Source organism: Micromonospora pattaloongensis (assembly GCF_900107255.1).
Taxonomy (GTDB): domain Bacteria; phylum Actinomycetota; class Actinomycetes; order Mycobacteriales; family Micromonosporaceae; genus Micromonospora_I; species Micromonospora_I pattaloongensis.
This window is the reverse complement of sequence record NZ_FNPH01000001.1, coordinates 788,443-806,157: the sequence shown is the minus strand read 5'-3', so window position 1 is coordinate 806,157 and position 17,715 is coordinate 788,443. Positions and strand designations below refer to the sequence as shown.

General features: G+C 72.6%; 15 protein-coding genes, 1 tRNA gene and 1 pseudogene. 8 read left to right on the top strand and 9 right to left on the bottom strand.

The window, feature by feature from the left end:
* Positions 1-2 precede the first annotated feature (2 nt).
* Positions 3-1,082 carry an aspartate-semialdehyde dehydrogenase gene (locus tag BLW47_RS03900; protein ID WP_091551421.1) on the top strand — a complete coding sequence of 360 codons (1,080 nt, stop codon included), beginning with the start codon at positions 3-5 and terminating at the stop codon, positions 1,080-1,082.
* Here the strand turns inward: BLW47_RS03900 and BLW47_RS03895 are convergent.
* From BLW47_RS03895 to BLW47_RS03875, 5 genes are all read right to left on the bottom strand, one after another.
* Positions 1,066-2,523 (bottom strand): sensor domain-containing diguanylate cyclase, encoded by a 1,458-nt coding sequence (locus tag BLW47_RS03895; protein ID WP_091552518.1) that lies wholly within the window; start codon positions 2,521-2,523, stop codon positions 1,066-1,068. The genes BLW47_RS03900 and BLW47_RS03895 overlap by 17 nt on opposite strands.
* Before the next feature lie 212 nt (positions 2,524-2,735).
* On the bottom strand, positions 2,736-3,221 hold the full coding sequence (locus tag BLW47_RS03890) for an SRPBCC family protein (protein WP_091551419.1): 486 nt from the start codon (positions 3,219-3,221) through the stop codon (positions 2,736-2,738).
* Between the two features lie 2 nt (positions 3,222-3,223).
* Complete coding sequence (locus tag BLW47_RS03885; protein ID WP_091551417.1) at positions 3,224-3,565, bottom strand: ArsR/SmtB family transcription factor; 342 nt, start codon at positions 3,563-3,565, stop codon at positions 3,224-3,226.
* 230 nt (positions 3,566-3,795) lie between these two features.
* Positions 3,796-3,872 (bottom strand) — tRNA-Pro (locus BLW47_RS03880).
* A 126-nt stretch (positions 3,873-3,998) separates the two neighbouring features.
* Positions 3,999-4,892, bottom strand: coding sequence for a metallophosphoesterase (locus BLW47_RS03875; RefSeq protein ID WP_091551414.1), 894 nt, complete (start codon positions 4,890-4,892; stop codon positions 3,999-4,001).
* 25 nt (positions 4,893-4,917) lie between these two features.
* On the opposite strand from BLW47_RS03875, the gene BLW47_RS03870 reads away from it, so the two are divergent.
* A complete protein-coding gene (locus BLW47_RS03870; protein ID WP_091551411.1) occupies positions 4,918-5,373 on the top strand; it encodes a GatB/YqeY domain-containing protein in 456 nt (151 codons plus the stop codon).
* Positions 5,374-5,434: 61 nt separating this feature from the next.
* Here BLW47_RS03870 and BLW47_RS03865 read toward each other — a convergent pair whose 3' ends face one another.
* Complete coding sequence (locus tag BLW47_RS03865; protein ID WP_091552516.1) at positions 5,435-7,861, bottom strand: penicillin-binding protein; 2,427 nt, start codon at positions 7,859-7,861, stop codon at positions 5,435-5,437.
* A 407-nt stretch (positions 7,862-8,268) separates the two neighbouring features.
* Between BLW47_RS03865 and BLW47_RS03860 the strand changes: the two genes are divergently transcribed.
* A complete protein-coding gene (locus BLW47_RS03860; protein WP_091551408.1) occupies positions 8,269-8,565 on the top strand; it encodes a WhiB family transcriptional regulator in 297 nt (98 codons plus the stop codon).
* On the opposite strand, the gene bagB is transcribed toward BLW47_RS03860, so the two are convergent.
* The 3 genes from bagB to BLW47_RS03845 are packed head-to-tail and all read right to left on the bottom strand — an operon-like array spanning position 8,552 to position 11,783.
* Positions 8,552-9,700 carry an ArsA family ATPase gene (gene bagB, locus BLW47_RS03855; RefSeq protein WP_091551405.1) on the bottom strand — a complete coding sequence of 383 codons (1,149 nt, stop codon included), beginning with the start codon at positions 9,698-9,700 and terminating at the stop codon, positions 8,552-8,554. The two genes, BLW47_RS03860 and bagB, sit on opposite strands and share 14 nt — an antisense overlap.
* Before the next feature lie 57 nt (positions 9,701-9,757).
* Positions 9,758-10,735: an ATPase BagA gene (bagA, locus tag BLW47_RS03850; RefSeq protein ID WP_091551402.1), complete on the bottom strand. Its 978-nt coding sequence runs from the start codon at positions 10,733-10,735 to the stop codon at positions 9,758-9,760.
* Between the two features lie 37 nt (positions 10,736-10,772).
* A complete protein-coding gene (locus BLW47_RS03845; RefSeq protein ID WP_091551399.1) occupies positions 10,773-11,783 on the bottom strand; it encodes an Rv0361 family membrane protein in 1,011 nt (336 codons plus the stop codon).
* A gap of 201 nt (positions 11,784-11,984) precedes the next feature.
* Here BLW47_RS03845 and sp36 point away from each other — a divergent pair, with 201 nt between their 5' ends.
* The 5 genes and pseudogenes from sp36 (at position 11,985) to BLW47_RS03820 (ending at position 17,692) form a co-directional block, all read left to right on the top strand.
* Positions 11,985-12,140 carry a Sp36 family protein gene (gene sp36 / locus BLW47_RS25030; RefSeq protein ID WP_091551397.1) on the top strand — a complete coding sequence of 52 codons (156 nt, stop codon included), beginning with the start codon at positions 11,985-11,987 and terminating at the stop codon, positions 12,138-12,140.
* A gap of 26 nt (positions 12,141-12,166) precedes the next feature.
* Positions 12,167-12,622 (top strand): RidA family protein, encoded by a 456-nt coding sequence (locus BLW47_RS03835; RefSeq protein ID WP_091552514.1) that lies wholly within the window; start codon positions 12,167-12,169, stop codon positions 12,620-12,622.
* Between the two features lie 49 nt (positions 12,623-12,671).
* A complete protein-coding gene (locus BLW47_RS03830) occupies positions 12,672-13,502 on the top strand; it encodes an MBL fold metallo-hydrolase (protein WP_091551394.1) in 831 nt (276 codons plus the stop codon).
* Positions 13,499-17,131: pseudogene (locus BLW47_RS03825) on the top strand (adenylate/guanylate cyclase domain-containing protein); the annotation flags it as partial. The gene BLW47_RS03830 and the pseudogene BLW47_RS03825, both read left to right, overlap by 4 nt.
* 126 nt (positions 17,132-17,257) lie before the next feature.
* Positions 17,258-17,692: a hypothetical protein gene (locus tag BLW47_RS03820; protein WP_091551389.1), complete on the top strand. Its 435-nt coding sequence runs from the start codon at positions 17,258-17,260 to the stop codon at positions 17,690-17,692.
* The last annotated feature ends 23 nt before the right edge of the window (positions 17,693-17,715 follow it).

The following is a 17,715-nucleotide window of genomic DNA, read 5'->3' as shown; positions in this document are numbered from 1 at the left end:
GCATGGCTGAGCCCGACCGGTCCCACCTGCCCACCCTCGCGGTCGTCGGCGCCACCGGTGCCGTCGGCACGGTGATGTGCGACCTGCTCTCGTCCCGCAAGAACGTCTGGGGCGAGATCCGCCTGATCGCGTCCGCCCGGTCCGTGGGCAAGACGCGGATGTGCCGTGGCGAGGAGCTGACCGTCCAGGCGCTCACCCCGGAGGCGTTCGACGGCGTCGACGTGGCGATGTTCGACGTGCCGGACGACGTGGCGGTGGAGTGGGCACCGGTCGCCGCGTCCCGGGGCGCGGTGGTGGTGGACAACTCCGGCGCGTTCCGGATGGATCGCGACGTTCCGCTGGTCGTCCCGGAGATCAATCCGGAGCAGCTCCGCAACCGGCCCAGGAACATCATCGCGAACGCCAACTGCACGACGCTGGCGATGATCGTCGCGATCGCGCCGCTGCACCGCGAGTACGGCCTGCGCGAGCTGGTGCTCGCCTCCTACCAGGCGGTCTCCGGGGCCGGGCAGCTCGGCGTCGACACGCTGCACGACCAGCTCACGAAGGTCGCCGGCGACCGCCTGCTCGGCTCGCGCTCCGGCAACGTGCGGCAGGCCGTCGGCGACGACCTCGGCCCGTTCCCGGCGCCGCTCGCCCTCAACGTCGTGCCCTGGGCCGGATCGCTGGGCGACGCCGGGTGGTCCTCCGAAGAGCTCAAGATGCGCAACGAGTCCCGGAAGATCCTCGGGCTGCCCGACCTCAAGGTGTCGGCGACCTGCGTGCGCGTCCCCGTCGTTACCGGCCACTCGGTGGCCGTACACGCCGTCTTCGGCACCGAAGTCGATGCCGAGGGCGCCCGCGAGGTGGTGCGGAACGCTCCCGGCGTGATCCTGGTCGATGACCCGGCCGCCGGCGAGTTCCCGATGCCGATCGACGCGGTCGGCACCGACCCGTCCTGGGTGGGACGCATCCGGCGCTCGATCGACGATCCGCGCGCCCTCGACTTCTTCATTACCGGCGACAACCTGCGCAAGGGCGCGGCGCTCAACACCGCGCAGATCGCCGAGCTGCTCGCCGCCGAGTTCACCGCAGGACGCTGAGCGCGGGCGGTTCGGCCGGGCGGACCGCGGCCAGGCGTACGCCGTCCCGGCCGTCCCGCTTCACGTCGTAGAGCGCGACGTCCGCGCGGCGCAGCGTCTGCTCCGACGCCTCACCCGGACGCTGCACGGCGACGCCGACACTGACCGTGCGTCCGACGGCGCGTGCGGCCCTGACGAGGCGTTCGCCGATCTCCAGGGCCTCGGCCGGGCGCCGAACCTCGACCACCGCGACGAACTCGTCGCCGCCGATCCGGTAGAGCTCGTCGCCGTGCCGCAGGGCGGCCTGCAGCGCCCGCGCGAGTTCCACCAGCACGCGGTCGCCGACCTGGTGCCCGTACGTGTCGTTGATGCTCTTGAACTCGTCCACGTCGACCGCGACCAGCGCCGTGCGGCCGGGCGTCGCCGTCGTCATGCGTTCCGCGAACGGGCCGTGATGGCGCAGCCCCGTCAGGGGGTCCGACATCGCACGCTCGTGCAGCTGCTCCAGCGTGCGCAACCGGTCGAGGCAGGTCCAGGTCTGCGCCGCGAGCAGCTCGATCAAATTGACGGTCTCGGCATCGGGACGCACCGCCTGGGTGTCCGCCACCAGCATCACCCCGCCGGCGCCGAGCCGGCCGACCGGCACCGCGATCAGGGTCCGTACCCCGGCGTCGGCGAGGATGGCGTAATCGTCGGGCGCGTCCTGTCCGGGCTCGCCGAGGGTGTAGAGCGCGCCGTGCCGTTGCGCGCGCGAGACCAGCCGATGCAGCTGGGAGCGTCCCGCCGTGCACAGCCGGCCCCGGATCCGCAGCTCCAGGCCGTTCGGCGGCGTGACCGGGATATTGAGTCGCGGGCCGTCGGGCGTGGTCAGCACGAGGACCGCCGCGGTGAGGCCGGCGACGTCCCGGGCTGCCTCCACGGCGGCCGCCGCGAGCTGCGGCTCGGACGCCGCGCTGGTGAGCGCCATCGCGTGTCGCAGCAGCTTCTCGCTGTGCGTCTCCGTCGGCGCCCCGCCGAGCTGCTCGAGGCGGGCGCTGAGCCGCTCCGCGATCCGCTCTACCGTCTCGCGCCACCGCTCGCTGTCGACGTGCTCCGTCCACTCCAGGTTGATCGCGCCCACCGGCCGGCCCCGCCTGTCGACGATGGGTGCGCAGATCTCCAGCGTCACGTTCGGGGCGGTCGGAATGTAGTCGGGATCGCCCTCGACCGCGGTGATCGTTTCGGTCTTGCCGCTGAGGTACACGCGCCCGGAAACCCCGGCGCCGGGCGGCACCGAGGCGAAGACCTGCCACGAGCCGGTTGCCGCGACGCAGCGCAGCTGATCGCGACCGTGCAGCAGCACGGCGATGATCGCGTCCGTGTGGCGGCTGAGTTCCACCACGGCCGCGTCGCACGCCGCTACCGCGGTCCCGGCCTCGGTGAGGCGGGCCGACACGGCATCGACGATGCCCTCATGGTCCAGTCGCACGTCGTCGTCTCGGGTGGGGAAGCGGACGGAAAAATTACGTCTCCCGGGCGGAGGGGCCGGACGACGTGCGGGATAGCTTACTCAGCGTGGCTGGAGCGTCGCTCGCGCCCCGTGCCTGATCGAGCGCGGAGCGCAGCGTCGCCGGCGAACAGGCTGCGCCGCGTCGTTAGGAGACCGGGGCCGCCGCGGCCCCGGTCTCCTATTGATCAGGAGGCGACCAGGCCGTCAACCTGGTTGATCGACAATGTGGCGCCCTCCACGATGCCCATGTCCAGCACCTGCTTCAGCGCCTCGGCGGAGGCGTACGTGCTCACGTAGGTCGCGCGTGTGCCGCCGTTGTGCTCGGTGAAGGTGTAGGCGTTCTTGGAGACCGGCAGCTCCGGCCTCGGGTTGAAGTCCAGGTCGGCGAAGCCGTCGTCGAAGGAGAAGCCTCTTGGCTCGTCCACGGTGGTGACCAGCCAGTATCCGGCGTGCCTGTCGCCCTCCGGACCGGTCATGTAGTAGGTCACGCGACCGCCGGGCGTGAGGTCGTGGTCGACCACCGTCGCCGGGTAGGTCGGCGGTCCCCACACCTTCTCCAATTGGCGCGGGTCGGCGTAGACCTGCCAGATGCGCTCTACCGGCGCGGCGAAGTCTGCGGTGATGGTCAGAGTCAGGTTGTCGAGGTCCTGCTGAACGTCGGTTACGGGCATTTTCACTCCTCCTGGTCGGGGTCGGATGCGATGAGCACATCGATGCGTGCGATGCGGCCACGCCAGACCTGTTCGAGCTCGGTGAGCATGGACGCCACCGACCGCACCGCCTCCACGTCGCCGCTGGCCAACTGCTCGCGACCGCTGCGTCGCTTGGTCAGCAGGCCGGCCTTCTCCAGCACGGCGACGTGCTTCTGCACCGCGGCGAAGCTCATGTCGTATTTCGCCGCGAGCGCGGAGACGGAGTGCTCCCCGGCCAGCACGCGGCGCAGGATGTCGCGTCGGGTGCGGTCGGCGAGCGCGTGGAACAGGGCGTCCGCCCGGTCAGCGCTCTCCTCCGTCACGGGTCAAATATACAACCGACTGGTTGTACGTTGTCAAGGTGGTCTTCCGTCGCCATCGTGCCGATCGGAGCGACTCGTCGTACCAACCGGGACGGCAATGAGGTGATCGAGGAGTTTCCGAATCGAGAACGGAAGCGCCGGCTGCTCGGCGGTCCGAGTCGATGGAGGAAAGCGCCGAGGGAATGACAAAAGGCCAGGTGAGAGAAGCTCTCACCTGGCCTTTTGGCCTCTGGTCGGGGTGGCCGGATTTGAACCGACGACCTCTTCGTCCCGAACGAAGCGCGCTACCAAGCTGCGCCACACCCCGAGGCGTGCTGGGCAATAGTAGCCCACTGCGGCCGATGCACAAATTCGGTACCCCCGCCGGAGGACGGGGGTGGTCCGGGACCCCGGTCACGACGGCTCGGGCGACCGGGCCGGCGGCGGGGAGGGCTCAGCGGGGGATCAGGGTCAGCAGGGTCGCCTCGGGCGGGCAGGCGAACCGGACCGGGGCGGTGGGGTGGGTGCCGACGCCGGCGGAGACGTGCAGCCAGCTGTCCGTGCCGGGCCAGCGGTGCAGCCCGCGCGCCATCTGCCGCGGCAGGTCGCAGTTGGTCACCAACGCGCCCACGAACGGCACGCACACCTGACCCCCGTGCGTGTGGCCGGCGAGCAACAGGTCCAGCCCGTCCGCGGCCATCTCGTTCAGCACCCGCGGCTCCGGGGAGTGGGTGAGGCCGATCGACAGCTCGGCGTCGGCCGGGACGGGACCGGCGACGGACGCATAGTCGTCCCGCTCGATGTGCGGATCGTCGACCCCGACCAGCTCGATCCGCCGCCCGCCCGCCTTCATCGAGACGCGGGCGTTGTTGAGGTCCGCCCACCCCGCCCCGACGAACACCTCGCGCAGGTCCTCCACGGGCAGCTCGACGCCCTGCCGGTACTCGCGGTTCGGGTTGAAGTAGGTGAACGGGTTCTTCCAGACCGGGCCCCGGTAGTCGTTGGAGCCGAAGACGAAGGCGCCGGGGAAGTCCAGCAGCGGCTGGAGCGCGCGCAGCGCGCCCGGCACGGCCGCCGGGTCGGCGAGGTTGTCGCCGGTCACCAGCACGAGGTCCGGGTCGGTACCGGCGAGCGACGCGACCCACCGCTGTTTCCGCCGCTGGTCCGGCATCATGTGCAGGTCGGACAGGTGCAGGATGCGCAGCGGCTCGGCGTCCGGCGCCAGCACCGGTACGTCGTACCGGCGCAGGGTGAAGCGATTGCGCTCGATGAGCGACCCGTACGCGAAGGTGGCGGCACCCAGTGCGGCGGTCCCGGCGGCCAGCCGGAATACAGTGCGCTTCTGCATGCCGCCCAGGGTAGTTTGACCGTCCATGAGCACCCTGAAGGACTCCCTGACCGCCGACATGCGTGCCGCGCTGAAGGCGCGCGACGACCTGACCACCTCCACGCTCCGGATGGCGCTCGCCGCGATCGGCACCGCCGAGGTCGCCGGCAAGACCAAGCGAGAGCTCTCCGATGACGAGGTGCTCGCGGTGCTGACCAAGGAGGCCAAGAAGCGTCGGGAGGCGGCGACCGCGTTCGCGGACGCCGGCCGCACGGACCAGGCGGCCAAGGAGACCGCGGAGGGCGAGGTGCTGGAGCGCTACCTGCCGAAGCAGCTCGGCGACGCCGAGCTGGCCGAGCTGGTGTCGGGGGCGCTCGCGGCCGGCGGCTTCACGGGCAAGGCGCAGATGGGACCGGCGATGAAGGCGGCGCAGGCCGCGGTGGCCGGCCGGGCCGAGGGCGGCCGGGTGGCCGCGGAGGTACGCCGCCAGCTCGGCGTCTGAGATCGGTCGCACACGAAGCGGGCGGGCACCCTCGGTGCCCGCCCGCTTCGCCGTTATGCGGTTATCCGTTGTTCCCCCGGCCGGGCCGGCCGGGCGGGCTGGGTCGATCCTGGCCGCCGTTGTTGCCGCCCTTGCCCTCGCTGACCTGGATGGTCACGGTGCCGCCCTTGATGGTGCGGCCCGATGGGCTGGTGCCGGCCGCCGTGCCCTTCGGGCAGCTGGAGGTGACCGGGTTGTTGTCCACCACGGCCTGGAAGCCGGCGCCCTCGATCCGGGACCGCGCCGTCTCGATCGACACGCACGTGACGTCCGGGATGGAGCGCTGGTCCCCTTCCACGATCTTGCCGTTCGGCGGCGTGAAGTCCACCTTCGGCTTGCCCTTCATCCCGTCCCGCAGCGTCCGGTAGACCGCCGGGTTGACCTTGTTGTGGTCCATCACCGAGGTGGTCTGCGCCCAGTCCGGGTCGGCGAGGATGCCGGCGACGGCGAGCTGCTTGGTCGTGACCACGAGCGATGCGGTCTTCTCGCCGTCGGTGGTGCCGGTCTTGCCGGCGACCGGGTACTTCACCACGCTCCGGACCTCGGGGGCGGTGCCGCCGTCGCACCGGTCGGTCGGGGAGTTGTCGCCGACGGGGCAGCGGGCGGCGTCGATGGCGGAGCGGGCGACCTCCGGCTTGACCGCCTGGTTGCAGCGCGGGTTGGCCACGTCGAGCTTCTTCCCGTCCTGGTCGCGGATCTCCTGCACCGGAATCGGCTCACAGTACTTGCCGTCCGCGGCGAGGGTGGCGTACGCGTTGGCCAGGTCCAGCGGCGTGGTGCCGGAGACGCCGAGCGTGAACGCGCCCCACTGGTGCGCGGCGTCCTTGTTGTTGGCGAACTGCGCGTCGCTGCCGGCCCGGAACTTGATGCCCAGCTTCTTCGCCACCGCGACCGCGTTCTCCGCCCCCACCTCTTCCTGGAGCTTCACGAAGTAGGTGTTGACCGAACGGCCGAAGCCGCTCCACATGGTGCGGGACCCGTTCATCCAGCTGGGGTTGGCGTTGGTCGGGCAGTAGAAGTGGGTGCCGCCACACGCGGCCGGCGCCCCCTGTTCGACGATGTAGTTGGTCCGCATCGGCGACCGGGCGTTGATCGTGTACGCCAGCGGATAGCCGCGCTCCAGCGCGGCCACCATCGTGAAGATCTTGAACGTCGAGCCGGCCTGGTAGCCGGTGATGTCGCCGCCACCGGTCATCAGCGGGTTGGTCGTGTTCGGGTAAGTGCCCCGGAGGCCCAGCTTGGCCTTCGCCGGGTTGCTGGAGATCTTGTTCTGCGGCTTGTTCGAGTCGTCCAGCTTGTAGTAGCGGTTGACGGCCAGCGCGCGTACCCGGCCGGTGCCGGGCTCGACCGCTGCCACCATCAGCGCGTGCTTGCTGCCGGTCTTCAGCTGGGCCTCGACGTTCTTCTTCGCGGCGTTCTGCGTCTTCGCATCGAGTGAGCTGATGATGCTGTAGCCGCCGCTCTTGAGCCGCCGCTCCCGGTCGTACGACGTGGCGCCGAAGGTCTCCTGCTCCATCCACCACCGGTAGACGTAGTCGCAGAAGAAGCCCCAGCCGTACTTGAGGTTGTTGTTGGCTTGGACGCAGCCGTTCGGGGCGCGCTTGCCGGTGACCTTCAGCGGGGTCGCCTTGGCGGTGTCCGCCTCCTTCTGGGTGATCGCGCCGATCTTGGCCATGTTGTCGATCACGTAGTCGCGGCGGATCTTCGCCTCGTCCTTTCCACCGGGGGTGGTCGGGTTGAAGGCCGACGGGGCCTTCACCATGCCGGCGAGCATGGCGGCTTCCTCGATTTTCAGGTTCTTCGGCGCCTTGCCGAAGTAGACCTGGCTGGCCGCGTAGACGCCGTACGCGCCGTTGCCGAAGGGGGCGATGTTGAGGTACCGCTCCAGGATCTCGTCCTTGGAGAACTCCTTGTCGAGCTGCAGGGCGTAGCGCATCTCGCGCAGCTTCCGCGCGCTGGTGTCCTCGGTCGCGGCGACCACGTCCTCGGGGTGGGTCGCCGAGTACGCGATCGCGAGGCGCACGTACTGCATGGTCAGCGTCGAGGCGCCCTGGGTCGTCTCGCCGGCACTGTTGTTGGCGACGAACGCCCGGGCGATGCCCTTGGCGTCGACGCCGTTGTGCTGGTAGAACCCGTGATCCTCGGCGGCGATGATCGCCTTTTGCATGATCGGCGGAATTTCCTTAAGCGGGATATCCTTCCGATTCTCGTCGTAAAAGGTCGCCAGCAGCGTCTTGCCGTCGTTCGCGTACACGTACGTCATCTGCGGCGGCCGCTTGACGGTCAGCTCGCTCGGCAGCTTGTCGAACGTTTCCGCGCCGGCCTTGGCCGCGAGTCCCGACATCGCGACTGCGGGAAAGGCTGCCGCGGCGACCACCACGCCGGCCAGGAGTCCGCAGATCAACAGCGATGCGGCGTTGGTCAGGAGGCTGTGGTCTCGCTTCCGCATCCAGGTCACGTACGTCAGGGTACGTGAATACCCCAGGAGGGCACGGGACGGCCGCCCGCCCCATTTCCCGCGCCGGGTGGCCTCGTTGTGTTAAGCGCACGGCTTCGCGCGTGCGACCGCTCCGCGGTACCGCCCAGTTTCCTCCGCTCGACCGGCCACGGCGGCGTTTTCACGGAACGAGACCGGGTATGCGGGCCCCAGCGGCCGCAGAACAGCAGAGTGTCCGGATTAATGGATTTGGCAGACAACGTTGCGTAGTCGGTTGACTACAGAGCATGATAGTCCGGCGAGTATCGCACGTCACCCGTGCGCGGCTTGGGGGAGAACAGGGCCGATACGGGTGGCCGGGGGTTTTGCCGGCTGGTGTCCAGAGTCGGTAGCGGGACTGCAAGGGGGGACGTGGACAGATGGGCATGATCGCAGACTGGCCCACGCTGGCGGCATGTCAGAGTGGTGATCCGGACGCGCTGTTCGTGCAGGGCGCGGAGCAGAACGTGGCGAAGAGGGTTTGCCGCAGCTGCCCGGTCCGGTACGAATGCCTGGCCGACGCGCTCGACAACCGCATCGAGTTCGGTGTGTGGGGTGGCATGACCGAACGGGAACGGCGCGCGCTGCTGCGCCGTCACCCGAACGTGGCCAGTTGGCGGAAGATGTTCGAGGCCGCGATGCGCGACCGGGAGAAGGTGCTCGTCACGGCAGGCTGATCGCAGCGCCGATCGTGCGCAGCCCGTCGACGTCATGGACGTCGGCGGGCTGCGCCGTGACCGCCACCGTCGGCACGCCGGGGAAGGCGTTCGTGAACGTCGCCGCCATCCCCCGCTCGCGTACGGCCCGCTCGGCCAGCGCGGCATGCACCCGCAGCGCGTCCGCGGCGCCGTCGTGGCCGCCGGCCGCGGTGAGTTCCGCCGCCGCGGCGAGACTCTGCTCGGCGGAGAGTTCCGGCACGGCGGTGCGGTGCACGCGGTTGAGGACCAGGCCGCCCAGCGGCATCCGCTCCTCGCCCAGTCGCCGCGCGAAGTAGGCCGCCTCGCGGATCGCGTCCGGTTCCGGTGTCGCGACCAGCAGAAACGCGGTCTCCCGCGCCTGCAGGATCTGGTACGTCTGCTCCGCCCGCTGCCGGAAGCCCCCGAACATGGAGTCCAGCGCGGCGACGAAGCCGGACAGGTCCGTCAGCAGCTGGGCGCCGAGGATCTTCTGTACCGCCCGGGAGAAGAGCCCGAACGAGGCGGTGACCAGGCTGAACATGCTCCGCCCGCCGGCCCGGGCCGGCGCGAGCAGCATCCGCAGCATCTTGCCGTCGAGGAACCGCGACAACCGGGCGGGGGCGTCGAGGAAGTCCAGGGCCGACCGCGACGGCGGGGTGTCCACGACGATCAGATCCCACTCGCCCCGCGCGTGCAGCTGGCCGAGCTTCTCCATCGCCATGTACTCCTGCGTGCCGGCGAAGGTCGAGCTCACGGCCTGGTAGAACGGGTTGGCGAAGATCTCCGCCGCCTTCGCCGGGTCGGTGTGCGCCAGCACGACCTCGTCGAAGGTGCGCTTCATGTCGAGCATCATCGCGTGCAGCTCGCCGCCGCTCGCCTCGATGTCGATGCCCTTCACCGGCCGGGGCGTGTTGTCGAGCTCCGTCAGCCCGAGCGACTGGGCCAGCCGGCGGGCCGGGTCGATGGTGAGCACGACCGTGCGCCGGCCGTGCCGCTCGGCGGCGCGCAGCGCGAGCGCCGCGGCTGTGGTCGTCTTACCGACCCCGCCCGCGCCGCAACAGACCACGATCCGGACGCCGGGGTCGGCGAGGATCCGGTCGACGTCCAGGCGCGGAGCGGCGTGATCGGAAGGCACTGATCGAGCGTATAGGGGCCGACCCCTCGAATGCCGGGACAGCGGCCGGGGTGTGAGTCAGTTGGCTGTCCGCAACACGGTCGCCAGCTCCTCCAGGCTCGCGCGGTCCACCCCGCCGGGCAGCAGCGGCAGCTCGACCAGGGGCCGCCCGAGCTCCGCGAGTTCGGCGCGCAGCGACTCCTCCAGCGCGAGCCGCGTCCGGTGCGCCTTCGTCTCGGTGAGCAGGCCGGCCACGGTGGCCCGGTCGGTCGGCAGTCCCGCGGCGGCCAGCCCCTGGCGCAGCTCGGCCTGCGTGACCCGGCCGCTGGTCAGCAGGGGCGCGCCGGTGGCGTTGACGATCACCTTGCCGATCGGGATCTCGAGCTGGTTCAGCTCCGCGATCGCGTCGACCGTCTCCTGAACCGGCATCTCCTCGAGCAGCGTGACGACGTGCACGGCGGTCATCGGCGAGCGGAGCAGCGCCGCGACCCCTTCGCTCTGCGACTTGATCGGCCCGACCTTGGCCAGCCGGGCGGTCTCGGCGGTGACGTTGAGGAAACGTCCGATACGCCCGGTCGGCGGCGCGTCGAGGACGACGGCCTGGTAGACGCGGTTGCCGTCCGTCGTCCGCGTCGTCGCCTCCTTGACCTTGCCGGTCAGCAGCACGTCGCGCAGACCGGGGGCGATCGTGGTCGCGAAGTCGATCGCGCCGAACTTGCGCAGCGCGCGGCCGGCGGCCCCCAGCTTGTAGAACATGTCCAGGTACTCGAGGAGCGCCTCCTCGGGATCGACCGCGAGCGCGCGCAGCTCCGCGCTGCCTTCCGCGGTCGGCAGCGGGCGCTCCTCGTAGGGCAACGGGGGCGTCCCGAAGAGCTGAGAAATCCCCTGGCGTCCCTCCACCTCGACCAGCAGCGTCCGCCGCCCCTCGGCGGCGAGCGCCAGCGCGAGCGCTGCGGCGACGCTGGTCTTGCCGGCGCCGCCCTTGCCCGTCACGACATGCAGCCGGGCCGGCCAACCGTGGTTGACCGGCCCGTTGGACTGTTCAGCGACCCTCACCCTCCGAGGGTAGCCAGCCCGGCGACGCGTCGCGGAATCAGCTGACCTCGCAGATCCACCAACCGGTCTTCTCCACGACGGTGAAGCGCAGCGCCTGCTCGGAGGTCTTCTCGTCGCCGGTGATCATGGTCAGCTTCGCGGAGACGATCGCCCGCTCGGCGTTCTGCTCGTCGACCTTCGGCGGGTCCCACCGAAAGCGCGGGCTCTTGTACGTCTTCGCGTACCCCTCGACCTCATCGACCTTCTTGGCGATCGCCGCCTGGTCGCGCGCCTCGGAGCAGACCATGCCGGCCGCCTTGTCCGCGTCCCGGTCCTGGTAGACCGCGCGGAGGAAGTTGTCGACCGCCGCTACCGGCTCGGCAGCCCCCTCGCCGCTCTCGGCCTGACGCAGCAGCAGGAACGCCCCGATGCCGCCGCCGGCGCAGAGCAGCAGCACCACGGCGAGCACGATCGACGTGATCAGCAGGCCCCGCCGGTTCTTCGGGGCGGGCGGCGGCGGGAAGCCGGGATGTCCGGGCGGGAAGCCGGGCTGGGGGAAACCCCCGGCGCCCATCGGGTACGGCTGTCCGGGGACCGGCTGCCCGGGGTACGGCTGGGCGGAGACGGGCTGTCCGGGGTAGGGCTGCCCGGAGACCGGCTGTCCGGGGTAGGGCTGCGCGGAGACGGGCTCTCCGGGGTACGGCTGCGCCGACACGGGCTGGCCGGGGTTGGGACCGGCGGGGACGGGCTCGGCGGACTGCGACGCGACCAGGGTCGGCTGGTCGGACGCGCCGAGGACCGGGACATGCGCCGTGGGCGCGTCGGCGGGCGGCGCCGGCGGGCGCTCGGCCGCGGTGTCGACCGTCCGGAGCTGCGCGGTGATCGGCTCGTCCGGTACCGACGCCGACGCCGGCGCGGCCCCGGAGGGCGCGGGCGCCGGCCCGGAGGGCGCGGGCTCGGAGGGCGGCATGGGCGCGGGCGTGGACTGCGCCGCGGGTGGCTCCGCCCGGGGCGGCTGCGCGGGCTGGCCGTCCGGCGGTTGCGTCCCGCCGTCGGACGGTTGGGTCATCGTTCCCCCCGGGGTCGTGGTGCCGGCCGGCCGCTGCGGCCGTCCGCCGGTCAGGGTAACCGTCGATGCCGGACGTCCACCGACCCGGCGGCCGGGAGCGTGTCGCGGGACGGGCCGGCGACACCGCGGCGGCGCTCGTCCGCGGCGCCGCCGCGAGCCCGTAGGCTGTCGCCGTAGCCGAGCCAAGGGAGCCTTCGAGCAATGCAGAAGTGGGAGTACTCGACCGTGCCCCTGCTGGTCCACGCGACCAAGCAGATTCTCGACAACTGGGGCGAGGACGGTTGGGAGCTGGTGGCCGTGGTGCCGGGTCCCAACCCGGACCAGCTCGTCGCCTACCTCAAGCGGCCGAAGTCGTGACCGCCGCGCAGCCGGCGGCGGGCGCCGTGGACCCGCACGCCAAGCTCGCCGAGCTCGGTCTCACGCTGCCCGAGGTGGTCCCGCCGGTCGCGGCGTACGTGCCGGCCGTGCAGTCGGGCACGCACGTCTACGTTTCCGGTCAGGTGCCGATCGCCGACGGGCAGCTGCTCGCCACCGGCAAGGTCGGCGCGGGCGTCTCCCCGGAGCAGGCCAAGCAGCTCGCCCAGCAGTGCGCGCTCAACGCGCTCGCCGCGGTCGACGCGCTGGTCGGCCTGGAGAACGTGGTCAAGGTCGTCAAGGTGACCGGCTTCGTCGCCTCGGCGGAGGGGTTCACCGGGCAGCCCGCCGTGATCAACGGCGCCTCGGAGTTCTTCGTCGCGGTCTTCGGCGAGGCGGGCCGGCACGCGCGCAGCGCGGTGGGCGTCGCCGAGCTTCCGCTGGGCGCGCCGGTCGAGGTCGAGGTCATCGTCGAGGTCGCCTGACGCGTAAGTCGACGCGGCCCCGTCAGGTCCGCGCCGTACCATCGCAGCCATGACGGGGCACGTGACCGCGCCGGCCGCGGCGCTGGCGGATCAGCTGCCGGGTTGGGTGACGCTGTTGCGCGCGCCCAACCCGGGGCCGATGACGCTCGACGGCACCAACACCTGGGTGCTGCGCGCGCCGCGTGCCGCCGAGGCCGTGGTCGTCGACCCCGGCCCGCTGGACGAGGGTCACCTTGACGCGATCATGGCCCATGCGCCGATCTCGCTGATCCTGCTCACCCACGGGCACCCCGATCACGTCGAAGCGGTCGACGAGCTCGCGCGGCGCGCCGGGGCGCCCGTGTGGGGGCTGGCCGATGGCTACCAGCGCCCCGACGACCCGCTGACGGACGGTGCGTTGTTCCGGGCGGCCGGCCTGACGATCACCGCCGTGCCCACGCCGGGCCACACCGCCGACTCCGTCTGCTTCCTGGTGGAGGGCGGCAGCGACCGGGCGGTGTTCACCGGCGACACCATTCTCGGTCGGGGCACGACCGTGGTCGCGCACCCGGACGGCGACCTCGGGGACTATCTGGCCAGCCTGGAGACGCTCGCGGCGTACGAGGACCTGCCGGCGCTGCCCGGTCACGGCCCGGCGCTGGCCGACTGCGCCGCCGCGGCCCGGTTCTATCTGGCGCACCGCCGGGCCCGCCTCGATCAGGTGCGGCAGGCCGTCGCGCAGGGCGCCCGGACGCCGTCGGAGGTTGTCGCCGCTGTCTACGCGGACGTGGACCGGTCGCTGTGGCCGGCGGCCGAGTGGTCGGTCCGGGCGCAGCTGGCCCACCTCGACCGGGAAACCCGGGAATCCGACCCCGGGGTCGTGGGGTTGGACACACCGTGACCTGCGCAGTGTGCGGAACCGTAGCCGTGCCGGGCGGGCGGTTCTGCCACAACTGTGGCGCCGCGCTGCCCGCTGCGGCGTCCCTTCCGGCGGCCGAACGCCGCGTCGTTACCGTGCTTTTCGGCGATTTGTCGGACTTCACCTCGTGGTCCGAGGATCTCGACCCCGAGCGCGTCGGCGCGGTGACCGACCGTGTCCTCGCCGCCCTCGCCGGCGCCGTCAAGACTTTCGGCGGCCACGTCGACAAGCTGACCGGTGACGGGATCATGGCCGTCTTCGGCGCCCCGGTGGCGCACGAGGACGACGCGGAGCGGGCCGTCCGGGCCGCGCTCTCGATGCAGCGCGCCGTCCGGCGGGTGCTCGACGACGAGCGGGGCGGGGGCGCGCCGCTCGGGCTGCGGGTCGGGCTCAACACCGGTCAGGTCGTGGCCGGCATCCAGGCCGCGATCGAGTACACCGTCATCGGCGACACCGTCAACACCGCCGCGCGGCTCGCCGACGCGGCGGCGATCGGCGCGGTCTACGCCGGCGCCACCACCGCCGCCGCGACCCGGCACGTGGCCTCCTGGCGACACCTGCGGCCGCTGCGACTCAAGGGCAAGCGGGAGCCGGTCGAGGCGTACGAGCTGCTCGGTCTGCACGACGCGCCGGGCACCCGCTCCGGGCTCGGTGACGAGGCGCCGTTCGTCGGCCGAGAGGCCGAGATCGGCCGGGTCGCCGGCCGGCTCGCCGAGGTCGTCGACCGGGGCGAGCCGCGGGTGCTGGTCGTGACCGCGGAGGCGGGGATCGGCAAGTCGCGGTTCGCGGCCGAGGCCGAGCGCTTCGCCGCCGGCCACGACGTCGGCGCGGGCCGCCGCGCCACCCACACCGGAGCGCGCGTGCTCTCCGTACGCTGCGCCGCGTTCGGTGAGCGTCGCCGGCTCGGGCCGCTCGCCGACCTGGTCCGGATCGCCGTCGGTCTGCCGACCGACGCCGCCACCGCCGTCACGCGGGCGGTCGTCGAGGAGCGGCTGCGGCGACTCGGACAGCGCCTGTCCCGGCTGCGTTCCGACGCGCCGCCGATCGCCACCGATCTGTTGCTGGCCCTGCTCGGGTACGGCGACCTCGGCGCGCCCACCGGCGTGCCGGCGAGCGCGGACTGGGACGCCGAGGGTCCGGCCGTGGACGGCGAGGCCGTTCCGATCGCCGTGGCGGAGCTGCTGAGCGGGCTCGCCCTGCAGACGCCGCTGCTGCTCGTGGTCGACGACCTGCACGACGCCACCCCCGACACCGTGGACGCGCTCGGCGCGATGCTGTCCCGGCTGACCGGTCCGGTGCTCGTCCTGCTGCTCGGCCGTCCCGAGCTGGTCCGCACCGCCGGGACGTTGACCCGGGTCGCCGACGCCGAGGTCTACCCGTTGCCGCCGTTGCGCGGCGCCGACGCCGGCCGGCTGCTCACCTCGTACCTCAATGGCGGGCGGCTGCCGCAGTCGGACGCCGACCGGCTGCTCGCCACCGCCCAGGGCAACCCGTTCTACCTCGCCGAGCTCGTCACCCTGCTGATGAAGCGGGGCGCGCTGACCGAGACGACCGAGCGCGCCACGGTGGGACGCGAGGCCCCCGGCCAGGGCGCCGGGTTGTGGCGGCTCGCGCCGGGTTCGCTGGGCAGCCGGCTGCTCTCCCGCGACCTGGCGGCGGTGCTCGCCGCCCGTATCGACGCGCTGCCCCCCGACGCCCGCTCGGTGCTCCGCGACGCCGCCGTCATCGGCGACACGGTCCCGGCCGGCACGCTGCAGGCGCTGCGGGAACGCCGGGGTGGCCGGGACGGCCGTCCGGCCGCGGTGGCCGCCGTGGAGCTGGAGCGCGCGATCGACGAGCTGCTGCAACGCCGCATGCTGCACCGCACGCGCGGTGGCTTCACCTTCGCCACCCCCTTGATGCGGGAGGCCGCGTACGCGGGGATCGGCAAGGCCGACCTCGCCGAGCGGCACGCCTATCTCGCGCGCTGGGCCGCGCCGCCCACCCCCGATGAGATCAACCCGGTGATCCGGCCCGGGGACGGGGTCATCGCGGCGCCGTCCGGGATGACCGCCGCGGCGCGGGACGACTTCATCGCCGACCACGTCGAGCGGGCCGTCGCGCTCGCCGACGCCGTCGGGCTGCGCTCGGACGCCACGGCGCGCACGGTCATGCCGCTCGGCGTCACGGCGCTCGGGCGGGCGGCGCGACGGGCGGTGGCGGCCGGGGAGCCGGCGCTCGCCGTCGAGTACGCGGAACGCGCGGTCGCGCTCGGCGGGGAGGCGGTGCCGAGCGGGGACCGGCTCGTGCACACCCGGGCGCTGCTGCAGAGCGGCCGCCCCGCGGACGCGCTCGCCGACGCCGAGAAGATCCTCGCGAACGCCGGGGACGACACCGGCGCGCGCGCCGGGGCGCTGCTGGTCAGCGGCCGGGCGCACCGGGCCCTCGGCGACCTGGAGCGCGCCTCCACCGCGTGGCGGGAGGCGCTGCAGGTCGCGACCGACGCCGGGTTGCCGGCCGAGCGGGCGGAGTCGATGCGCCGGCTCGGGATGGCGGACTTCCTCACCGGCCGGCTCGCGCAGGCGAGCAGCCGGTTCGCGGCCGCGTACCAGGTCAACGTCGCGGCGGGGGACCGGCGCGGCCAGGCGTGGTCGCTGCAGAACCTCGCGTGGGTGACCACCACCCGGGGCGACTTCGCCGGCACGGACGCCGTGCTCGGGCGGGCCGCCCGGCTCTTCGCCGAGCTCGGCGACCCGGTCGGGCGCGCCTGGCTGCGCGGCACGACCGCCTTCGCCCGGCTGCTCGCCGGGCGTCTCGCCGAGGCCCGCCGGCTGGCCCGGATCTTCCTGCCCTTCGGGGAGCGGGTCGGTGAGGCGTGGGCGGTCGGCACGCTGCAGGCGACCGAGGCGTTCGCCGCCGCCGAGCTGGGCGAGTTGGCCGAGGCCGATCGCGAGGCGCGTCGCGCGTACCGCGATTTCGACGCGGCCTCCGACGACTGGGGGCGTGGCTTCGCGCTCGTGGTCCGTGGCGCGGTGGCGCGCGGGCTCGGCCAGGCCGACCACGCCATCGACCTGTTCAGCGACGCGCTGAGTCACGGGGAGCGGATCGGCCACCCGCTGTTGACCGGGATGGCGGGGACGCTGCGTGGGTTCGTCTCGCTGGACCGCGGCGACGTCGAGTCGGCCGAACGTGACGCGCGTCGGGTGCTCACCTCGGTCGAGCCGCACAATCCGCTGGCGGCCGCCCAGGTCGCGCCGCGGGTGCTGCTCGCCGCGGCGCGGTTGGCCGCCGGGGATCCGCCCATGGCGATCGGGCTGCTCGCGCCGATCGCCGCCAACGCCAACGTGCCGTCGCTGTTGTTCCCGCGCCGGCTGGCGCTGGCCCGGTACGCGTCGGCGCTGCTCGCCGAGGGCCAGCAGGTCCAGGCGCTGGACTGGGCGCAGCGGGCGGTGGCGATGCCCGCCGAGGACGTCCGCAGCGGGGTGGTCGCGTCCGCCGTGCTCGCCGAGGCGCTGGCCGCGGCCGGGCAGGCCGAGGCGGCGCGGGCGGCCGCCGATGAGGCGGTGCGGCTGGCGTACGCCACCGAGCAGGCCAGCGAGCGGGCCGCGGCCGACGCGGTGTGGGCGCGGATCGTCGGGAACGAGCCGTCGGGACGGGGTGGCCCTGGCCAACCTGGCGATGATCTGACGGCTTCCGGACGGGTAGCCTAGGCCGCCGTCGGGTCCACTGCGGACACCCCGTCGCCGGAAGGACCGCGCGTGAAGCTGCCCCGCTCTGCTCCAGGATGGACGGTCGCCGTCTTCGGCGCGATGGCGCTGCTGCTCGGGGCCGTCGGGCTGGTCGCTCCCGACGTGCTGCTTGGCCTGCTCGGTTTCGAGCAGCTCTCCCCGGCCGAACGCGCTCCCGGCGACCACACCCGTACGTTCATGGCGGCGTCCTCGATGGCGTCCCTGAACATGGGCGTCTACTACCTGCTCGCCGCCGCGACGGACTGGCAGCCGTTCTTCTCGTTCAGCGCGGTGTTCCGGCTGCTGACCTTCACGGTCTTCACCCTGCTGGTGGTCTTCGACGTCGCGCCGCTCCGGTTCCTGGGGGTGGCGTTCTGGGAAGGGCTCGGCGGGCTGGTCACCGGGGCGGCGATCTGGTGGGACCGGAGACGGCCCGCGGGCGCGGTCACGGACGGGGTGCGGTGACGTGCCCACCGGCTTCGGTACCG